The sequence below is a fragment of the Apibacter sp. HY039 genome (assembly GCF_004023655.1).
In the GTDB taxonomy this organism is placed as follows: Bacteria; Bacteroidota; Bacteroidia; order Flavobacteriales; family Weeksellaceae; genus Apibacter; species Apibacter raozihei.
Map to the genome: position 1 here is coordinate 18,025 of NZ_SAYM01000003.1, position 18,647 is coordinate 36,671.

General features: G+C 25.8%; 16 protein-coding genes. All 16 read left to right on the forward strand.

Annotated elements, in window-relative coordinates:
* The first annotated feature begins 14 nt into the window (after positions 1 to 14).
* The 16 genes from EQ921_RS07510 to EQ921_RS07585 all read left to right on the forward strand — a co-directional run bounded on the left by EQ921_RS07510 (position 15) and on the right by EQ921_RS07585 (position 18,637).
* Entirely contained in the window at positions 15 to 992 is a 978-nt protein-coding gene (locus EQ921_RS07510; protein ID WP_128331177.1) for a GDP-mannose 4,6-dehydratase, read from the forward strand.
* Positions 985 to 2,124, forward strand: a complete 1,140-nt coding sequence (locus EQ921_RS07515; protein ID WP_128331178.1) for a LegC family aminotransferase — start codon at positions 985 to 987, stop codon at positions 2,122 to 2,124. Before EQ921_RS07510 ends, EQ921_RS07515 begins: the two co-directional genes overlap by 8 nt.
* 36 nt (positions 2,125 to 2,160) lie before the next feature.
* Positions 2,161 to 2,871, forward strand: coding sequence for a sugar phosphate nucleotidyltransferase (locus EQ921_RS07520; RefSeq protein WP_128331179.1), 711 nt, complete (start codon positions 2,161 to 2,163; stop codon positions 2,869 to 2,871).
* Between the two features lie 43 nt (positions 2,872 to 2,914).
* Positions 2,915 to 3,925: a UDP-N-acetylglucosamine 4,6-dehydratase (inverting) gene (gene pseB, locus EQ921_RS07525; protein ID WP_128331180.1), complete on the forward strand. Its 1,011-nt coding sequence runs from the start codon at positions 2,915 to 2,917 to the stop codon at positions 3,923 to 3,925.
* Positions 3,926 to 4,029: 104 nt separating this feature from the next.
* Positions 4,030 to 4,980 carry a hypothetical protein gene (locus EQ921_RS07530; RefSeq protein WP_128331181.1) on the forward strand — a complete coding sequence of 317 codons (951 nt, stop codon included), beginning with the start codon at positions 4,030 to 4,032 and terminating at the stop codon, positions 4,978 to 4,980.
* A 13-nt stretch (positions 4,981 to 4,993) separates the two neighbouring features.
* Positions 4,994 to 6,184 carry a UDP-4-amino-4,6-dideoxy-N-acetyl-beta-L-altrosamine transaminase gene (pseC, locus tag EQ921_RS07535; protein ID WP_128331182.1) on the forward strand — a complete coding sequence of 397 codons (1,191 nt, stop codon included), beginning with the start codon at positions 4,994 to 4,996 and terminating at the stop codon, positions 6,182 to 6,184.
* The gene (pseF, locus tag EQ921_RS07540; RefSeq protein WP_128331183.1) at positions 6,177 to 6,860 is read left to right on the forward strand and encodes a pseudaminic acid cytidylyltransferase; all 684 of its coding nucleotides are present in this window, start codon (positions 6,177 to 6,179) and stop codon (positions 6,858 to 6,860) included. The genes pseC and pseF overlap by 8 nt, the downstream gene beginning before the upstream one ends.
* Positions 6,850 to 7,815, forward strand: a complete 966-nt coding sequence (gene pseG / locus EQ921_RS07545; RefSeq protein WP_128331184.1) for a UDP-2,4-diacetamido-2,4,6-trideoxy-beta-L-altropyranose hydrolase — start codon at positions 6,850 to 6,852, stop codon at positions 7,813 to 7,815. Before pseF ends, pseG begins: the two co-directional genes overlap by 11 nt.
* The gene (pseH, locus tag EQ921_RS07550; protein WP_128331185.1) at positions 7,808 to 8,347 is read left to right on the forward strand and encodes a UDP-4-amino-4,6-dideoxy-N-acetyl-beta-L-altrosamine N-acetyltransferase; all 540 of its coding nucleotides are present in this window, start codon (positions 7,808 to 7,810) and stop codon (positions 8,345 to 8,347) included. The genes pseG and pseH overlap by 8 nt, the downstream gene beginning before the upstream one ends.
* Positions 8,348 to 8,495: 148 nt before the next feature.
* Positions 8,496 to 9,521 carry a pseudaminic acid synthase gene (gene pseI / locus EQ921_RS07555; RefSeq protein WP_128331186.1) on the forward strand — a complete coding sequence of 342 codons (1,026 nt, stop codon included), beginning with the start codon at positions 8,496 to 8,498 and terminating at the stop codon, positions 9,519 to 9,521.
* A gap of 1,225 nt (positions 9,522 to 10,746) precedes the next feature.
* Complete coding sequence (locus tag EQ921_RS07560) at positions 10,747 to 12,096, forward strand: hypothetical protein (protein WP_128331187.1); 1,350 nt, start codon at positions 10,747 to 10,749, stop codon at positions 12,094 to 12,096.
* A 400-nt stretch (positions 12,097 to 12,496) separates the two neighbouring features.
* Complete coding sequence (locus EQ921_RS07565; protein WP_128331188.1) at positions 12,497 to 13,246, forward strand: O-antigen ligase family protein; 750 nt, start codon at positions 12,497 to 12,499, stop codon at positions 13,244 to 13,246.
* 46 nt (positions 13,247 to 13,292) lie between these two features.
* A complete protein-coding gene (locus EQ921_RS07570; RefSeq protein ID WP_128331189.1) occupies positions 13,293 to 14,402 on the forward strand; it encodes a glycosyltransferase family 4 protein in 1,110 nt (369 codons plus the stop codon).
* A gap of 4 nt (positions 14,403 to 14,406) precedes the next feature.
* The gene (locus EQ921_RS07575; RefSeq protein WP_128331190.1) at positions 14,407 to 15,498 is read left to right on the forward strand and encodes a DUF1972 domain-containing protein; all 1,092 of its coding nucleotides are present in this window, start codon (positions 14,407 to 14,409) and stop codon (positions 15,496 to 15,498) included.
* A 797-nt stretch (positions 15,499 to 16,295) separates the two neighbouring features.
* Positions 16,296 to 16,925 carry an oligosaccharide repeat unit polymerase gene (locus EQ921_RS07580; protein WP_128152843.1) on the forward strand — a complete coding sequence of 210 codons (630 nt, stop codon included), beginning with the start codon at positions 16,296 to 16,298 and terminating at the stop codon, positions 16,923 to 16,925.
* Positions 16,926 to 17,218: 293 nt separating this feature from the next.
* A complete protein-coding gene (locus tag EQ921_RS07585; RefSeq protein WP_128331191.1) occupies positions 17,219 to 18,637 on the forward strand; it encodes an exopolysaccharide biosynthesis polyprenyl glycosylphosphotransferase in 1,419 nt (472 codons plus the stop codon).
* Positions 18,638 to 18,647 lie beyond the last annotated feature (10 nt).

The window sequence follows — 18,647 nt, forward strand, 5'->3', positions numbered from 1 at the left end:
TATATATTATCTCAATGCAAAAAATATTAGTAACAGGAGCTGATGGTTTTATTGGTTCTCATTTAACTCAAAGTTTGTTAGATGAAGGATACGTAGTTGTTGCTTTATCTTATTATAATTCTTTTAATTATAGAGGATGGCTGGAACATATAGTACATCCTAATTTAACAATCATTAGCGGTGATATAAGAGATCCTAATTTTTGTAGAAATATAATGGTAGGAATTGATACTGTATTTCATTTAGCGGCATTAATAGGGATACCGTATTCCTATATATCTCCGGATAATTATGTAGATGTAAATATTAAAGGTACGTTGAATATTTGTCAGGCTGCCAAAGAAACAGGAGTGAATCGATTGTTAGTTACATCTACCTCAGAAGTATATGGCTCGGCAAAATATGTACCTATTGATGAAAATCACCCTAAACAGCCTCAATCTCCATATTCCGCTTCTAAAATAGGGGCAGATTCTCTGGCATTAAGTTTTTATTATTCGTATGACCTTCCTGTAACTGTTGTTAGACCTTTCAACGTATATGGTCCGAGACAATCAACCAGAGCCATAATTCCTACAATAATTACTCAAATCGCATATGGTAAAAGTACCATTCAATTGGGTGATTTATCTACGAGTCGTGATTTTAACTATGTAAAAGATACGTGTAAAGGATTTATACAATTAGCTAAATGTAATGAGGCCGTAGGTCAAGAGGTTAATATTTCCAGTAATACTGAAATAGTTATTAGAGATATCGTTTATTTGATTAGTACTATTATGGATTATAAAGGTACGATAACTGAAGATACTGAAAGACTAAGACCTAAAAATTCTGAAGTTTCAAGGTTGAAAGGCGATAATGGAAAAATACATTCATTGACGGGTTACACACCTGAATATGATATTCAATCAGGTATAAAAAAAACAATAGAATGGTTTTCCGATAAAAATAATTTAAAAATGTTCAATCCAAATATTTATAATGTTTGAAAGTTTTAAATATTTTATTAGAAAACTGTATGATTCAGATCAGTTTATACCTTTGCATCAGCCTGTTTTTTTTGGAAATGAAAAAAAATATCTAATTGATTGTGTTGACTCTACTTACGTATCTTCAGTAGGTAAATATGTAGATTTATTTGAAACAAAAATTAAAGAATATACGGGTTCTAACGAAGCTGTAGCATGTGTAAATGGCACAAGTGCCCTGCATTTAGCTTTAATTGTGGCAGGAGTTGAAAAAAATGATGAAGTACTAACTCAGGCATTAACTTTTGTTGCGGGTGTAAATGCCATTAAATATGTAAATGCAGATCCAGTATTTATAGATATTGATAAAGATACTTTAGGAATGTCTCCATTAAAACTGGAAGACTGGCTTTCAAAAAATACCTTATTTAAAAATAAAGTTTGCTATAATAAAAATTCAGGAAAGCGAATCAAAGCTTGTATTCCTATGCATACATTTGGGCATCCGGTTAAAATTGATGATATATATGATATTTGTAAGTCTTATAATATTGAGCTAATTGAGGATGCGGCAGAAAGTATTGGAAGTTTTTATAAGGGTAAACATACCGGAACTTTTGCAGAAATTGGAGTGATAAGCTTTAACGGAAATAAAACTATAACTACCGGAGGTGGCGGAATTCTTTTGCTTAAGAATACTGCATTAAGTAAATATGCAAAACATATGAGTACTCAGGCTAAAGTTTACCATCAGTGGAATTTTGAACACGATTCTATCGGATATAATTATAGATTACCAAATATAAATGCAGCTCTGGGATGTGCACAAATGGAAAACCTGGATAAAATTGTTTCTTATCAAAGACTGCTTGCTAATAAATATAAAGATTTTTGTAAACAAAATAATATTAATTTTGTAATTGAACCTAATAATAGTAAATCAAATTATTGGTTAAATGCATTTATTTTAAATAATATAAAGGAAAAAGAAGATTTTCTTAAATTTACAACTTCAGCCGGAATCATGACAAGATCAATATGGAAACCGATAAATCAGCTTGATATTTATAAAAATTGCCAATCAGGAGAATTAATCAATACTCTTTGGGCATACGAAAGAATTGTTAACGTTCCTAGTAGTATTAAGATTTAAAATATATTGATCTAAAAAAGATAAGATTATAATATAGTGAGTGTAAAAAAGAATGATAAAATTTTAAATATACCTGTTATTATTATGGCAGGGGGTGAAGGTTTACGTTTAAAACCTTTAACTAATATTTTACCTAAGCCTTTATTACCTTATGGAGATTCTACAATAATCGAAAATATTATGAATCGATTTATAAAATTTAATTGTAAAGAATTTTACTTATCGGTAAACTATAAAGCTGAGATAATTGAATTTTACTTTAGTAACCTAAAAAATAAAAATTATTCGATACATTTTGTATTTGAAGAGAAGCCTTTAGGTACTGCGGGAAGTTTGTCATTGTTAAAAAATCAATTTAAAACATCCATATTTGTTACCAATTGTGATGTATTGATAGATGAAGATTACTCTGAAATTTACAAATCTCATAAAAATAAAAACTATGAGTTGACAATAATTGCTACATCCAAATCAAATATCATTCCTTACGGAGTTGTTAATCTTGATTCAAATGGTAATTTTGCAAATATTATTGAAAAACCCCAGACAACATATATAATTAATTGTGGAATGTATATTCTGGAACCTCATTTATTGAATGAGATACCAGATAATATGTTTTATCACATTACAGAATTAATTCAAAATATAAAAAATCGTAACGGTAAAATAGGTGTTTTTTTAATCGATGAAAAAAACTGGATTGATGCCGGAAACATTGAAAATTTAAACTTTTCAAAAGTTTAAATTCATGAATAATAAACGATAATTAGAAACAAAAATAATAGTTATGCTAAATAATAAATCTATATTAATTACAGGAGGAACCGGATCTTTAGGAAAAAAACTTACAGAAAGAATTTTTAAACAATATCCGAATGTTAAAAGACTGGTTGTATTTTCGAGAGATGAACAGAAACAATTTCAAATGGCTCAGGAATACAGTGATTCCAAATATTCAGCCATACGATTTTTTATAGGAGATGTTAGAGATAGAGAAAGATTAGTAAGAGCAATGAATGGGGTAGATTACGTTATACATGCAGCAGCTATGAAACATGTCCCGATCGCAGAATATAATCCGGATGAATGTGTAAAGACTAATATAGGTGGTGCTGAAAATGTTATATATGCGTGTTTAGAAACTGGAGTTCAAAAAGTAGTAGCATTATCAACAGACAAAGCGTGTGCACCTATAAACCTATATGGAGCAACTAAACTTACTTCAGATAAATTATTTGTTGCTGCTAATAATATTAAAGGTACTAAAAATATTAAATTTTCTGTTGTACGATATGGAAATGTAATGGGTTCTAATGGCTCTGTAATACCATTTTTTTTAAATAAAAGAAAAGAAGGTTTTTTACCTATTACAGATGAAAATATGACAAGATTTAATATATCATTAGATCAAGGAGTTGATATGGTCTTACATGCATTAGAACATGCTTGGGGAGGTGAAATTTTCGTACCCAAAATTCCATCTTATAGAATAACTGATGTGGCAAAAGCTATAGCTCCTGATATTGAACACAGAACTATTGGTATAAGGCCTGGAGAGAAAGTACATGAAGAAATGATTACCTCTTCAGACTCATTTTATACCTATGATTTAGGGAAATATTATACTATTTTACCAAGTGTTCCTAATTGGAATTTAAATGACTTTATTTTAGCATTTAAGGCTGTAAAAGTAGCTGATGGTTTTAACTATAATTCTGGAAATAATACAGATTGGGAAACAGTTGAAAACTTAAGAAATTTGATAAAAGAACATGTTGATTCTGATTTTAAATTATAACTTCTATAATGATTCCGTTTTGTAAATCAAAAATTGGTATTCTAACTACATTTATTTTGCTTTGTCTTTGTTGCAAATCAAGTGATGACTTTCAAATTGAAAAATTGAAAAATTTTGAGATTACAGATATAGAGGTATTGCCTAATACTAAAGAATTAGTAATGCAGCAAACTGAACCTTGGGAAGATCTTTTGCTTGGCTATTATAAGGTTTTAAAAATATCAGATGATTTATGGTATATGTGGTATCAAGCATGGGAAAATTTAAAAAATACGGATTATGGAAGTAAATTGTGTTTTGCATATTCTACTGATGGAAAAAATTGGATTAAGAAAATTCCGGATGGGAACTTTGAAGACAACATTATTGTAGGCAGAAATAGTAGTTTAAAGCAAGGATGGGTGGAAATTGATGTTTTTTTTGATAAAAATGACAAAAAATACCCATTTCGGGCATTATATAACAAAAAAACAGATGTATTACAACAGACATTTATGTCAAAATCAAAAAATGGATGGGAATGGGTTGATGAAATAAAAGTTTTTGAAACATACCATGATTCACAATTTTCAGTTAAGGTTTTAAGTAACGGTAATTATTTGGTTTTATTAAGACTATGGAGTGGAGAATTATATACATCTAATAGAATTATAGGTTCAGCCATAATTACACCTGAAGGAGATATTTATAATAGTCCTAAAGAGTTACTATCATCTAATATTGAAAATTTTTCACATTTATATACTAGTTCTGCTCATTTTTTTAGTGATGATAATTTTATAATGATACCGACAGTTTATTCAAATAACGATAAAATTAGTATTCGTACAGCTTATTATCTTAATGGAAAAGCTTATCTGAATAAAACTGATATTACAGATGCGCTTTATCAGAAACAAGAGATAGGTTGGGGTAATGTTTGTCCAGGCCTTATAAGTACGGGAGAAGAAAATACATATTGGATGTATTATTATGGAAGAGTGGGAACACATAATAACGTTAAAAATTATACAACATATTATTATAGGATAAAAGTTAAAACAGTTAAAAAATAAAATAATTATAATAATGAATATAATTCCCTATGGAAGACAAAATATAACAGAAGATGATATACAGGAAGTTATAACAGCTTTAAAATCAGACTATCTAACTCAAGGTCCAAAAATTTTAGAATTTGAAAAAAAATTTGCAGATTACGTAGGTAGCAAATACGCTGTAGCTGTTTCTAATGGTACTGCTGCTTTACATTTATCCGTTATGGCATTAGGAGTCAATAAAAATGACAAAGTAATTACTACGCCAATAACTTTTGCGGCATCTGCCAATTGTATTCGATATTGTGAAGGAGAAGTAGTTTTTTCTGATATTGATCCAAAAACTTATTTGTTGGACTATGATAAGGTTGAAAAGCTTGTAAAAAGTTCCCCTAAAGGAACGTATAAAGGTATTATTCCTGTAGATTTTGCAGGCAGAGCTGTCGAATTGGAAAAATTCAGAAAACTAGCAGATGAATATGGATTATGGATTATTGAAGATGCTTGTCATGCACCTGGAGGATACTTTTCCAAAACTACCGGAAGTTTAGAAAAATGTGGTAATGGGTTAAATGCAGACGTAGCTATTTTTTCGTTTCACCCAGTTAAACATATAGCTTGTGGAGAGGGAGGTATGATTACAACAAATGATCTGGAAATTTACAATAAGCTATTAACTTTAAGAACTCATGGAATTACCAGAGATAGTAATTTATTTCAGAATTCTTTGCAATTTGCTAATGGTGAGCAAAAAAGTGAAAATTATCCGGGATGGTATATGGAGATGCAAACCTTAGGCTATAATTATCGATTAACTGACTTTCAGTCAGCATTGGGAATCAGCCAGCTTAATAGAGCAGATAAAGGTTTGGATAAAAGAAAAAAAATAGCAGAAATTTACCATAATGCTTTCAAAGATGAAAACTATATTTTGGGTCAGTCAGGACTTGTAGAAGGCCATGCTTATCATTTATACATTTTGGAGGTTAAAAACAGATTAGGATTGTACAATTATCTTAAAGAGAATAAGATTTTTGCACAAATTCATTATATTCCCTGTCATCTAATGCCTTACTATAAATCTTTAGGTTGGAAAGAAGGAGATATGCCTTATTCGGAAAACTATTATAAAAATTGTCTAAGTATACCTATGTATCCTACACTAACGGATGAAGAACAAAACTACGTGATAGATAAAATTAAAGAATTTTATAATGAGTAATTTGGCTATTATTCCTGCAAGAGGAGGAAGTAAAAGAATTCCGAGAAAAAATATCAAAAATTTTTTAGGAAAACCAATTATTTCTTATTCAATCAGGTCTGCAATAGATAGTAATTTATTTGACGAAATAATGGTTTCAACAGATGATAGCGAAATTGCTGAAGTTGCTCAAAAATACGGGGCTAAAGTACCTTTTATGAGATCTGAAGAAAACTCTAGCGATTATTCAACTACAATGGATGTGTTGAAAGAGGTACTCGATAATTATGAATTAATAGGAAAAAAATTTGATCATGCCTGTTGTATATATCCGACCGCTCCATTAATTAAAAAAGGTGATTTAATAAAAGGATATGAAACATTACAAAAAGGTATATTTGATTCAGTTTTCCCTATAGTATCTTTTAGTTATCCGGTTTGGAGAAGTGTGAAAATAATTGGTGGAAAAACTAAAATGATTTGGCCTGAATATAGTAACTCACGTTCACAAGATTTAGACTCTGTATACCATGACGCCGGACAATGGTATTGGTTTATAGTAAAGAAATTTTCTCATACTTTATTTATGGAAAATACAACTTCAATTATATTATCAGAATTAAGTGTTCAGGACATAGATAATGAAACAGATTGGAAACTAGCTGAACTTAAATATAAATTAAATAATGATAAGTAAGAAAATTTATATAAGAGTGGATGGTAATACTCAAATTGGTTTAGGACATTTATTTCGATGCTTAGCTTTAGGTGAAATTTTAAAACCTTATTTTGAAGTTACTTTTTTTTGTGAAAAAATTCCTGATTTATTAATCAGTCAAATAAAAAATAAAAATTTTCATTTTTTTTTAATAAAAAGCGAAAATGAATTTTTATCTAAACTTAATGGAAATGTAATAGCAGTTTTGGATAATTATTTTTTTAATACAGAATATCAAAAAAAAATTAAAAATTTTGGATCTAAACTAGTATGTATTGATGATGTTCATGATAAAGAGTTTTATTCGGATATTGTAATTAACCCATCTGAAGGTGTTTCTAAAAATGACTACTCCGTTCAAACTTATACAAAAATGTTTTTAGGATTTCAATATGCTTTATTAAGAAATGAATTTTTACAATTCTCTGGTGAAAAAAAGGCATTTCCTGATAATAATAATATATTTTTATGCTTAGGGGGAGGAGATATAAACAATATAACTTTAAAAATTTTAAAGAAACTTATCAGTTTTGAAAAAATTAATATTTGTGTTGGAGCAGCGTATCTATATTTAAATGAATTGGATGATTACATTAAACAAAATAATTTAGAAAATAGAGTTTTAATTTATTCAAATATTAGCTCGATTGAAATAATTAAAATAATGACTGAAAGCAAAATTTCAATTTGTTCTCCGAGTACGGTAGCCTTAGAATATTTATCTGTTTGTAAGGGCAAATTATATTTAGTCAAAACAGCAGATAATCAAAAGGATTTTTATGAATATTCGATAAGAAATAATTTAGCTGACTCAATTGATAATTATTTTATAGGGAACCATTTTGAACCCAATTATCAACTTCAAGATTATTTCTTTGATGGTAAACAGCAGGAAAGGTATTTTAATATATTTAATAATTTAATTCATGATTAATTTTAGGTTAGTTAATGAATCCGATATCGAACAAATCAGAAAATGGAGAAATTCGGATTTAATTAAAAATGTTTCTTATAATAGAGCCTATATATCTCAAGAAAATCAAAAACTTTGGTTTTCCAATTTAGAAAATAATAAATCTCAAATTCATTGGATAATAACTAATAATTTGAAATCAGTAGGTTATGCATGTCTGAAAAATATAGATTACAATAATCATCGTTGTGAGTTTGCTAGCTTATATATTGGAGAAACTGAATATTTACACTCAGGGATTGGAGCAATTGTTGAATTTAAAATTTTAAATTATATTTTTGAAGATCTGGAAATGAATAAAGTTTCATGCGAAGTCCTGAGTTTTAATAAAAAAGTTATACAATTACATAAAAGATTTGGATTTATTACTGAAGGAATTTTAAAAGAGCAATACATTTTAGATAATCAATTTGAAAATGTACATTTATTAGCATTATTTAAAAAAGATTGGGAAAATAAGAAGGCATATATAGGTAAATTATTAAAAATTTAAATAATAATCTAAATAATTATATTTGCAAAGTATTACTTTATTTTAAAATTTACCTTATTTAAGATTTAGAATATAATATTTTGAATAATTCTTAAAAATAATATTATAATTATTTAAACTTTAAGAAAATACGCTGAATCAAAATTTAATGAAAATATCAAAATTTAATAAACAATCAGTTTTTGTGATTGCTGAATTATCCGCTAATCATGGTAATGATATTAGTGTTGCTAAAGAAACTATTAGAGCGGCTAAACGAGCTGGAGCTGATGCGATTAAGCTTCAGACATATACTGCTGATACTATAACTTTAAATAGTAAAAAAGACGATTTTAGGATTAAAGGAACAATATGGCAAGACCAGTATTTATATGATTTATACAAAGAAGCATATACACCTTGGGAATGGCATAAAGAATTGTTTGATACGGCAAAACAGGAAGATTTACTATGTTTTTCTTCTCCCTTTGACTTTTCAGCAGTTGATTTTTTAGAGGAATTAGATTGTCCTATTTATAAAATTGCTTCTTTTGAAATAACTGATATACCATTAATAAAATATACAGCTTCTAAGGGTAAACCTATGATTATATCTACGGGAATTGCAGAGTACGAAGATATTAGATTAGCTATTGAAACTTGTCATTCGGTAGGGAATAATGATATAACTTTATTAAAATGTACCTCATCTTATCCGGCACCAATCGACGAAGCTAAACTTACTATGATTCCTAAGCTTGCTGAAGAATTCAATACAAATGTAGGACTATCTGATCATACTTTAGGAATTACTGTTCCTATAGTTTCCGTAGCACTTGGAGCCAAGGTCATTGAGAAACACTTTATATTAGATAAAAGCATAGGAGGCCCTGATGCCTCATTTTCTTTGGATGAAATTGAGTTCACTACAATGGTTAAATCAGTTAGAGAAGCAGAGTTATCTTTAGGCAATAGTGATTTCTCTTTGACTGACAAACAAATTAAAGGTAAAGATTTTTGTAGATCACTGTATGTGGTTGAAAATATGAAAAAAGGCGATGTTATCACAAATGATAATGTTAAATCCATACGGCCAGGATATGGTTTACATCCAAAATTTTTACCTGAAATTTTAGGTAAGACAGTTAATCAAGAGGTTGAAAAAGGTACGAGGTTTAGTATCAATCTAATATGATTTCAATGATTTTAAATTATTTAAAACGACATAAATCATTATTATATTTTATTTGTCTTAATTATTTGGATAAAGGATTAGCATTCTTACTTCCAATATTTATTTTATATTTCACAAAAAATATATCTGCTTACAATGATATAGAGTATATATTTTCTATTGCTAATATCTTAGTAGTACTGTTAGATTTAGGAGGGAAAATTTATATGATGTATGGCTATTCTAATCAAAAAGATAAAAATTGTTTTCTACAAGGAGTAAAAGGTTTTTATTACATTATAAATACAATTTATATTTTAATTGTTTTTGGTATTTTTATTACCTGTCAATTGACTGGTTTTATGAAAATTATTATATTTTTTATAAGTATTAGAAGTTTATTTTTATTATTTATAAATTATTTTTCTATTTATTTTAGATTAATTGATAAACCACAAAATATTATTTATTTTTCTTTAATTATAAATTTATTGACAATTTGTGTGCTAATTTTCTGTAATAAAATAATATCTGATACATATTTTTTATACTATTTTTTTTCGATTCAATTTTTGTTTGTTATTTCTTTAGCTTTTAACGGATGGAAATACCTCAATAAAAATATGATTAAATTTAGTGTTAATTATTTAAAAAATTCTTTAAAATTTGCTTGGCCGATTATCTTAAATCTACTTATAGTAACCATGATTAACAACTATGGTAAAATTTATATATTTAATCAGTTCTCAGAAAAGCAAATGTTTGTCTTTTCATATTTGTTACGAATATCAATGATTGTTCAGATGGTTCATAGTTCAATTGTTGCTTTTTATTCTAAAAGTATTTATTTAGATAAAAATAATAACATTAATTTTAAGATCTATAAATTATATACTTTTTGTTTAATTTTTTCATTTCTGTTTTGTTATATAATTATAATTACAATGAATAGCATTAAATCGTTACCTAATGTTCCATTAAATCATTTATCAATTATTTTGTTGATATATATATTTATTTGGTGTCAACAATCATATTTTGAGCAGTATTTAAATAAAAAGAATAAAAATAGATGGGTTCTTTACATTTCGGGAATAGCAATGCTATTTTATGCTATTATGTTATTTACAAATCCATTCAGATTTATTATTACAATTGATTATATAGCTACTTGTATGCTTTTATCATCAATTATTGCATTATTAGGAATGCTTTATTGTCTAAACAAATTAAAACTATTTAGAATATGAATATTTGTTTTATAGCTAATTATAACAAAACACAATTCTTTTTTGAAATAGCTAAAGTTCTTTCAGAGAAATATAATATTAATATATATTGGATTGTTGTTAATAAATCGAACAAAAAATATTTAGAGACGTATACTAATAATATTTTATATTTATCTAAAAGTGTAATTTTAGATACTAAAAATACTGCTATTGATGATTTCAAAGTTAACGAACTTGTATACGGAGATAGAATATTGAAATTCTCTACTAATAAAGGTATTGATTTTCTGACAAAAATACAAAAACCCGTTTATGATTTCATTAAAGATAATCGCATTCAATATATTTTTGGAGAATTAACATGGGCACATGAATTACTTATTTTTAGGATATCTAAATATTGCCAGGAATTGAAATGTAAATTTTTAAATCCACACACTATTAGAATTCCTGGAGGAAGGTTTGCCTTTTTTGAAGATGAATTTCAATCGAAAATATTTGAATTTGATTTAAACTATGAAAATAAACAATACCCAGTTGATACTTTTATTCCAAAAAAGCCCGATTATCTACAATTAAATGATAAAATATTAAAAAAGAAAAATTCTTTGAAAGGTCGAATTAAAAGGATTAAAAAGTTTATTACTTCAGAAAATTTAAATTCAGATGATATAACATTACCTGAAAAATGGAAGTTAAATAGATTTTTTACTCCTTTTATAGAAGAAGTAAATAAAGAAACATATAAATTTATACAAAAAGTTGATTTTGATTCTATTAAACAAAAAAAATTTATTTTATTGACCTTGCACAAACAGCCTGAAGCATCTGTAGATGTTTTGGGCAGATATATGGAAGATCAGTTTATTAACATAACTAATATATGGAAACAATTGCCAGAGGATTGGCTGTTGGTGATTAAAGAACATACCAACGCGATAGGGGATAGATCATGGAAGTTTTATAATAAATTGATAAAATATAAAAATCTGGTATTTATTGATGAAAAAACTGATTCGTATAAGTTATTAGAATATTGTCAGGCCGTTGTTACTGTTTCAGGAACCATTGCCTATGAAGCGGCTTTATTGCAAAAGAAAGCATTAGTTTTATGTGAGGTTTTTTTTTACTTATCGTATGTTAAAAAAATAACATTAGAAGATTTTAAGTACACTAAAAATATTTTAGATTTATTAAATACTATTCCCGATAACAAAGATGATGAAAGAATAAAAAAATTCATTTATGCTAATTCCTTTGTCGGAATTATAAGTGATCCTGTAAGTAATCCAAAATGTATGGAAAAAAATAATATTGATAATATTGTAAAAGCTATTAATATAATTTGTGAAAAAAATAATTAAATTATATTTATTTATTGTTTGTTTAGATTCAATAATTGTTTCAAATGCTTTTGGAAATATAAGATTAGCACATTTAATATTTCCAATTCTATTTTTTTGTTTATTACTAAAAACGAAAGTATTTATACCTAAAGTTTTTGTTCGGAATTTTATATACTTATTATTATTATTTTTAATAAGTATTTCTGTCAATTTTTATATTAATTTAGATATTTCTGTTAGCTTATTTTTTAGTCTTTTATTTAACATATTATCATTTTTTATATTAGTAATATCATTTTACAATTTGAATAAAAAAAATAGCATTGAAATTATAAAATCAACTATTGAATTTCAAATATATTTTTCATTTGTTATATGCTCAATACAATTTTTATTAACCTATTTAGGCTATTACAAAATGCAGGGATATGGGGAATTTGGTTTTATGAATTTAGGTAGAGCTGCTGCATTTTTTATTGATCCTAATTGGTTATGTAATTGGATCACAATATTATATTTGATATATTTTCTATTAGTAAAGAACAAAATTATTAATTCAAAAAAATTTAAAACCGTTACTTGTCTGTTAATTGCAATTTTATTATTAACTCAATCCAGAGTTGGTTTTCTATCTGTGATTTTAGGAGCTCTAGTTATCAACTATGGAGATCGAAGCTTAGGAAAGAAAATATTTTATAGTATAATTGCTCTATTTATTTTATATGTTTTCTTTTATTTTTTATTACCATATCTTCCTTTTAATATTTATTATGACTTAGTAGATCTCGAAAGAAATCCGAGATTGCATGATTTTTATATTGTGTCAGAAAATATGGAAAATAAAGAATGGTTTGGGCACGGTTTAGGTACTATTGGTCAGTTAAATGATTCTTATAATTATTTAGAATGGAGTAATGCAATTAATGTATTGCCTGTTCAAATTTATTATGAATTTGGTATTTTTGGTTTAGTAATTCTTTTATTAAATATTCTATTAATAATAAAATATTTATATTCAAATTCATTAAGAATAGTATTTTTATTTTTATTATTTTATACAATATTCCATAATCCTACATACAAGCAATATTATTGGGTATTGTTGTCTATCATAGTTTATATAGATATTAAATTTTTTAATAAAATTAATTTTATTAAATCTAAATAGCAATTTATTTTTGAAGTATTAATGATTATTGATCAATAAATTATTTATGAAAATAGCAATAGTAGAAGCAATAGGAGGACATGGTGGAATGGATTATTACGATTATGGTTTAGCTATGGGTTTAGCTGCAAACAATTGTCAAATTTGGATTTATACATGCGATAAAACAAAGCTAAGAAATTTTAAAAATGTCAATACAATTATAGAGTTTAAAGATTTATGGAGTAATAATTTTGTTGTTAAAGGCTTTAAATATCTAAAATATCATTTTAGCTCATTTCATAAATGTAAGTTGGATAAAATAGATATTGTACATCTTCATTTTTTTACTTTTAGAGTAATTGATTATTTAATATTACTGAAAGCTAAATATGATGGCTTTAAAGTTGTTGTGACTGTTCATGATGTAAACTCATTTGATAACAGCTCGAATAATTACATTGAAAAAAAGTGTTATAAATTAATAGATGGAGTAATTTTTCATAATAATTTTTCGTATGAAACATTTAAGAAAAAAAACATTTTAATTCATAATTATGCTATTATTCCACATGGAAATTATATCCCTTTCATTAATAGTATATCACATATTGAAAATAAAGTTTTTACAATTTTATTTTTTGGACAAATAAAAAAAGTGAAAGGACTTGATATATTATTAAATGCTGTGAAAAAAATTAAATCTAAAGGGTATAAATTAAATTTAATTATTGCAGGAAAGCCATGGAAAAGTGATTTAAATGATTATACAGAAATGATTAAAGATTTAGATATTAATGATATGGTAACTACTAACTTTCGTTATATTGAAGATAGTGAAGTAGCTGAATTTTATTCAAAGGCAGATTTGATAATTCTGCCTTATAGGAGAATTTTTCAGAGTGGAGTGTTATTATTATCTATGAGCTATGGAAAACCTGTATTATGCTCAAATTTGCAAGCGTTTAAAAACTTGATTAAAAATAAAGAAACTGGTTTTTTATTTAAAAATGAGGATTCAGATGATTTAGCCGATGCTATAATTTGTATTATGGATAATCCAAAACTTTTGAATGAAGTATCTATAAATGCTTATAATTACATAAAGAAGTATCATAATTGGGAAATAATAGGAGAAAATACATCAAGTTTTTATAAAGAATTACTAAATAAATGATTGAATGAATATAGCAATAATAGGAACGAGAGGAATACCTAATCATTATGGAGGATTTGAACAGTTTGCAGAATATTTATCATTAGGATTGGTAAAAGCATGCCATCAGGTTACAGTGTACAATTCACATAGCCATCCCTATCAAGGAAAAGAATGGCAGGGAGTAAGTATTGTTCATTGTTATGATCCAGAAGATAAAATGGGGACCGTCGGACAATTTATATATGATTTTAATTGTATTAAAGATACGCGAAAAAAGAATTTTGATATAATTTTACAGTTAGGATATACCAGCAGTTCTATTTGGGGGTGGATGTTGCCCAGAAGTAAAAGTGTTGTAACTACCAACATGGATGGCCTTGAATGGAAACGAACAAAGTATTCAAAAAAAGTTCAGAAATTTCTTCAGTTTGCCGAAAAGTTAGGTGTTAAATATAGTGATTTTTTAATATCAGATTCGATAGGTATACAAGATTATTTAAAAGAAAAGTATAATAAGAATTCATTATATATACCTTATGGAGCAGATTTATTTGATAGTCCAGATGATTCTTGCATAAGTCAATTTAATATTTCCAAATTTAATTACAATATGCTAATTGCTCGTTTAGAACCTGAAAATAGTGTAGATACAATTTTAGAAGGTGTAGCTAAAGCAAAAAATAATTATCCGTTTTTAGTAATTGGCAAACATGAAACCAAATATGGAGAATATTTAAAAAATAAATTTCAAGAGCACTCTAATATAAAATTTTTGGGAGGAATATATGATATTAATATTTTAAATAATTTAAGATATTTCTCGAATTTATATTTTCATGGTCACACAGTTGGAGGAACAAATCCATCATTATTAGAAGCAATGTCTTCAAAAGCTTTAATTTGTGCACATAAAAATATATTTAATTATTCAATATTGGATCAAGATGCAGTATATTTTGAAAATTCCGAAGATGTATGCCGTATTATTTTAACAATTAATAAAATAAATTATGAAGACAAAATAAAATCTAATGAACAAAAGATAAACGATAAATATAATTGGGATATTATAGTTGAAAAATATATTAACCATTTTAATCAAATTTTAAGATAAATTAATTAAATCTAATTAATATCCTATATTAGTAATTAAAAAAATTATTGCCAGATAAAGTATAGATTGATATTTTATGTTTTATGGAGATCAAATTAAATAAACAATTTATAAGCTTTTTAAGGCCTGAACTCATAATAGTTTATAGCTTTTTGTTTTGGATATTAATGTTTGTAATTGCTCCTGTTGATATTAAAGCTAGTATAGATAGTATTTCTTTAATTTACATGATAGTTTCTTATTTAGCTCTATTTTTAGGAACACAAATCATTTCAATACCTAAAAATGATGTAAAGAACCATAATAAATATTTAAAATGCTTCATTTCAATTAATAATCTAAAAAAAATATATTGGATTTCTTTTTGTTTGGGAATTACTGGATTTATTTTTTACTACATAGATTTATTTTTTTATAAGAATGTTTCTTTTCAAAATAATATTTTGCAAAATATTTACTTGAGAAGATCTTCTGATGGGTCAATTTTTTCTACATTGGCAAATCTTTCAATGTATTATTCCTATATTCCTATTACCATAGATATACTATGTAAAAATTTTCACTTATTTAAAATTAAAATTTTTTCATTTCTATTATTTATTTTGCTACCTGTTAGCAATTTATTTTTCGGTTCCAGGTTTGGTATTATAGTTCCATTTATCTATTTAATTATTGTATTTTTTAGTTCATATTCAAATTATAAGTTAAATTTATATAAATTGTTAATAGGGGGAATAATCATAACTTTTTCTTTTTTTTATGTAGTTGGCTTTTTTTTTATTAATCGTATTGAAAATATGAACAAGGAGCCTATTGACGCATTAAATGGAAAAGCATCAGCTTTTTCAGAAAAAGTTCCTGTTACAAAAAAATTTCAAAATCTAATTATTAAATCAAAAGGGACTTTATGGTATCCGTTCTTAGTAGGATATGTAAATTCTTCACAATATACTATTCATGCTGTATTCGAATTTTCTCAAGTAAAAAACAATGTAGATAACAATAATATACAATACATGTATGGGAAGGCTACTTTTCCAGTTTTTTACAAAATATATTATAAATTATTTAGAATTTCTGAAAATTATAAAGATATTAATACCGAAGTCAATAAGGCAAATGCGAGATTAGGTGTCTGGTCAACATTTTTCTTTTATTGGTATTTAGATTTTGGATGGTTTGGTATTATATTATTTATTTTTTTAGGAGTTATATTTAAAAAGTTTTGGTTTGAATTATATATTCATAATAATTTATTATATTTACCGCTGATTTGTCTAATATCTATTGTAGTTTTTTTAATGTTACAATTAAATTATATTTCTAATATAAATCAATATGTATTTATATCTTTCATATCTTTACCTTTATTTTTTAATGATAAATTTTTTATAATACTATCATATTTTTATAAAAAAATCATTTAAATTATTAATATTTTATAATTTATCTATTAATAAATAATTTGAAGACTTAAATAGAATTAGAATTTGCTATTGAATTATAAAACTTTTAATTTAAAATTATACAATTTAGTTTAATATAAATATTAATATGATACCTGCTCAAGAACAAAATTATAAAACTTGTTTTCCTAAAACCATTAAATATTTAATCTTATTTAACTCCCTAAATGCTTTGCTCGTCTATGTTTCAGATATAATATGCATTAATTAAAAATATTATTAATAAATATTATTTTAAATAGCTTAACTATACTATGAATAAAGGAACAAGATATTCTAAGTACATATCATTTATAATAAATATTATAGATAGTATTATTATTTTTATTCTTTTTTACTTATGTGTGAAAATTGATTATAAAGAACATGGTAGAACTGATTTTAACATTACACATTTTATTCTCTTACACTATAAAGCGATCATACTTTTTATTTTTAGCTGGTTTTTGATTTCAATTGACTATAGAGCATACAAAGAATTCAGGCCTATAACTTTTTTAGATATTTTAAAAAGAAATATTTTTCATATTTTCTTATTTTCAATTGTATTGTTTACTGTTTCAGGATTAAAAGATGTTCAATTATTTTCCAATAGATTGTCTTTATATTTTTTATTTATTATGTTTGTTTTAACGTCATTTTTACGTTTGGTTTTCTTTGAATTTTTACGACAGTACAGGATTTGGGGAGGGAATTTCAGACGTGTAGTGTTTGTTGATGAAAATAGCAATACAAGTTCTTTTGTAAGAATGTTAGAAAAGAGAAAAGACTATGGTTTTGTTAATTTTGGTATTTTTTTAAAAGAAATTGAAAGTCAAAATAAAGATAAGCTTTTTGAATTCAACATTAATCAATTAAAATATTATTTGCTCAAAAATAATATACAAATAGTGTTTTTTTCTTTAGATGGAAAACTATCCTGTGAAGTACAGGAAGAAATAATATATTTAGCTCAAAAGTTACATATCGAAATTAGATTTGTTCCTAGTACTATTTATGATTCTTTTAGCAGTTTAAAAATGGAATATTATGATACATTTCCAGTATTAGTATTTAAAGAGTTTCCGTTGGATAATTTTGGGAACCAATTTTTGAAAAGAATTTTTGATATAATATTTTCATTACTAGTTATTGTGTTTTTTCTTAGCTGGATGTTTCCAATCATAGCTTTAGGTATATTGTTGGACTCAGGAAAACCTATTTTTTATTTGCAAAAAAGAATAGGTTTAAAGGGAAAACCTTTTTATTGTTATAAATTTAGGACAATGAAATTCAGTAAAGATAATGATGTTAAAGCAACAGTTAAAGGAGATACAAGAATCACGAAATTCGGTTTAATACTCAGACGTACTAGTCTAGACGAACTCCCTCAGTTTTTTAATGTTCTTAAAGGTAATATGTCAATTGTTGGACCAAGACCTCATATGGTAGTTCAAGATGAATACTACAGTGAAATTATGTTAAAGTATAGTTTAAGACATTATGTAAAACCTGGAATAACAGGGCTTGCTCAGGTTAAAGGATTCAGAGGTGAGATAAATTCTAAAGAAGATATGCAAAAAAGAATTATAGCGGATATTTTTTATGTTAAAAACTGGTCTTTTTTGTTAGATATGTTTATAATTATAAGGACAGTTTTTAAAGCTATCGGAGGAGATGATAAAGCAATTTGAGTCTTTTATA

Bases quoted from the DNA above. Each gene is read 5' to 3' on its own strand.
- EQ921_RS07510 (WP_128331177.1), top strand. From the start codon at position 15: ATGCAAAAAATATTAGTAACAGGAGCTGATGGTTTTATTGGTTCTCAT.
- EQ921_RS07515 (WP_128331178.1), top strand. From the start codon at position 985: ATGTTTGAAAGTTTTAAATATTTTATTAGAAAACTGTATGATTCAGAT.
- pseB (WP_128331180.1), top strand. From the start codon at position 2,915: ATGCTAAATAATAAATCTATATTAATTACAGGAGGAACCGGATCTTTA.
- pseC (WP_128331182.1), top strand. From the start codon at position 4,994: ATGAATATAATTCCCTATGGAAGACAAAATATAACAGAAGATGATATA.
- pseF (WP_128331183.1), top strand. From the start codon at position 6,177: ATGAGTAATTTGGCTATTATTCCTGCAAGAGGAGGAAGTAAAAGAATT.
- pseG (WP_128331184.1), top strand. From the start codon at position 6,850: ATGATAAGTAAGAAAATTTATATAAGAGTGGATGGTAATACTCAAATT.
- pseH (WP_128331185.1), top strand. From the start codon at position 7,808: ATGATTAATTTTAGGTTAGTTAATGAATCCGATATCGAACAAATCAGA.
- pseI (WP_128331186.1), top strand. From the start codon at position 8,496: ATGAAAATATCAAAATTTAATAAACAATCAGTTTTTGTGATTGCTGAA.
- EQ921_RS07560 (WP_128331187.1), top strand. From the start codon at position 10,747: ATGAATATTTGTTTTATAGCTAATTATAACAAAACACAATTCTTTTTT.
- EQ921_RS07565 (WP_128331188.1), top strand. From the start codon at position 12,497: ATGCAGGGATATGGGGAATTTGGTTTTATGAATTTAGGTAGAGCTGCT.
- EQ921_RS07570 (WP_128331189.1), top strand. From the start codon at position 13,293: ATGAAAATAGCAATAGTAGAAGCAATAGGAGGACATGGTGGAATGGAT.
- EQ921_RS07575 (WP_128331190.1), top strand. From the start codon at position 14,407: ATGAATATAGCAATAATAGGAACGAGAGGAATACCTAATCATTATGGA.
- EQ921_RS07580 (WP_128152843.1), top strand. From the start codon at position 16,296: ATGAACAAGGAGCCTATTGACGCATTAAATGGAAAAGCATCAGCTTTT.
- EQ921_RS07585 (WP_128331191.1), top strand. From the start codon at position 17,219: ATGAATAAAGGAACAAGATATTCTAAGTACATATCATTTATAATAAAT.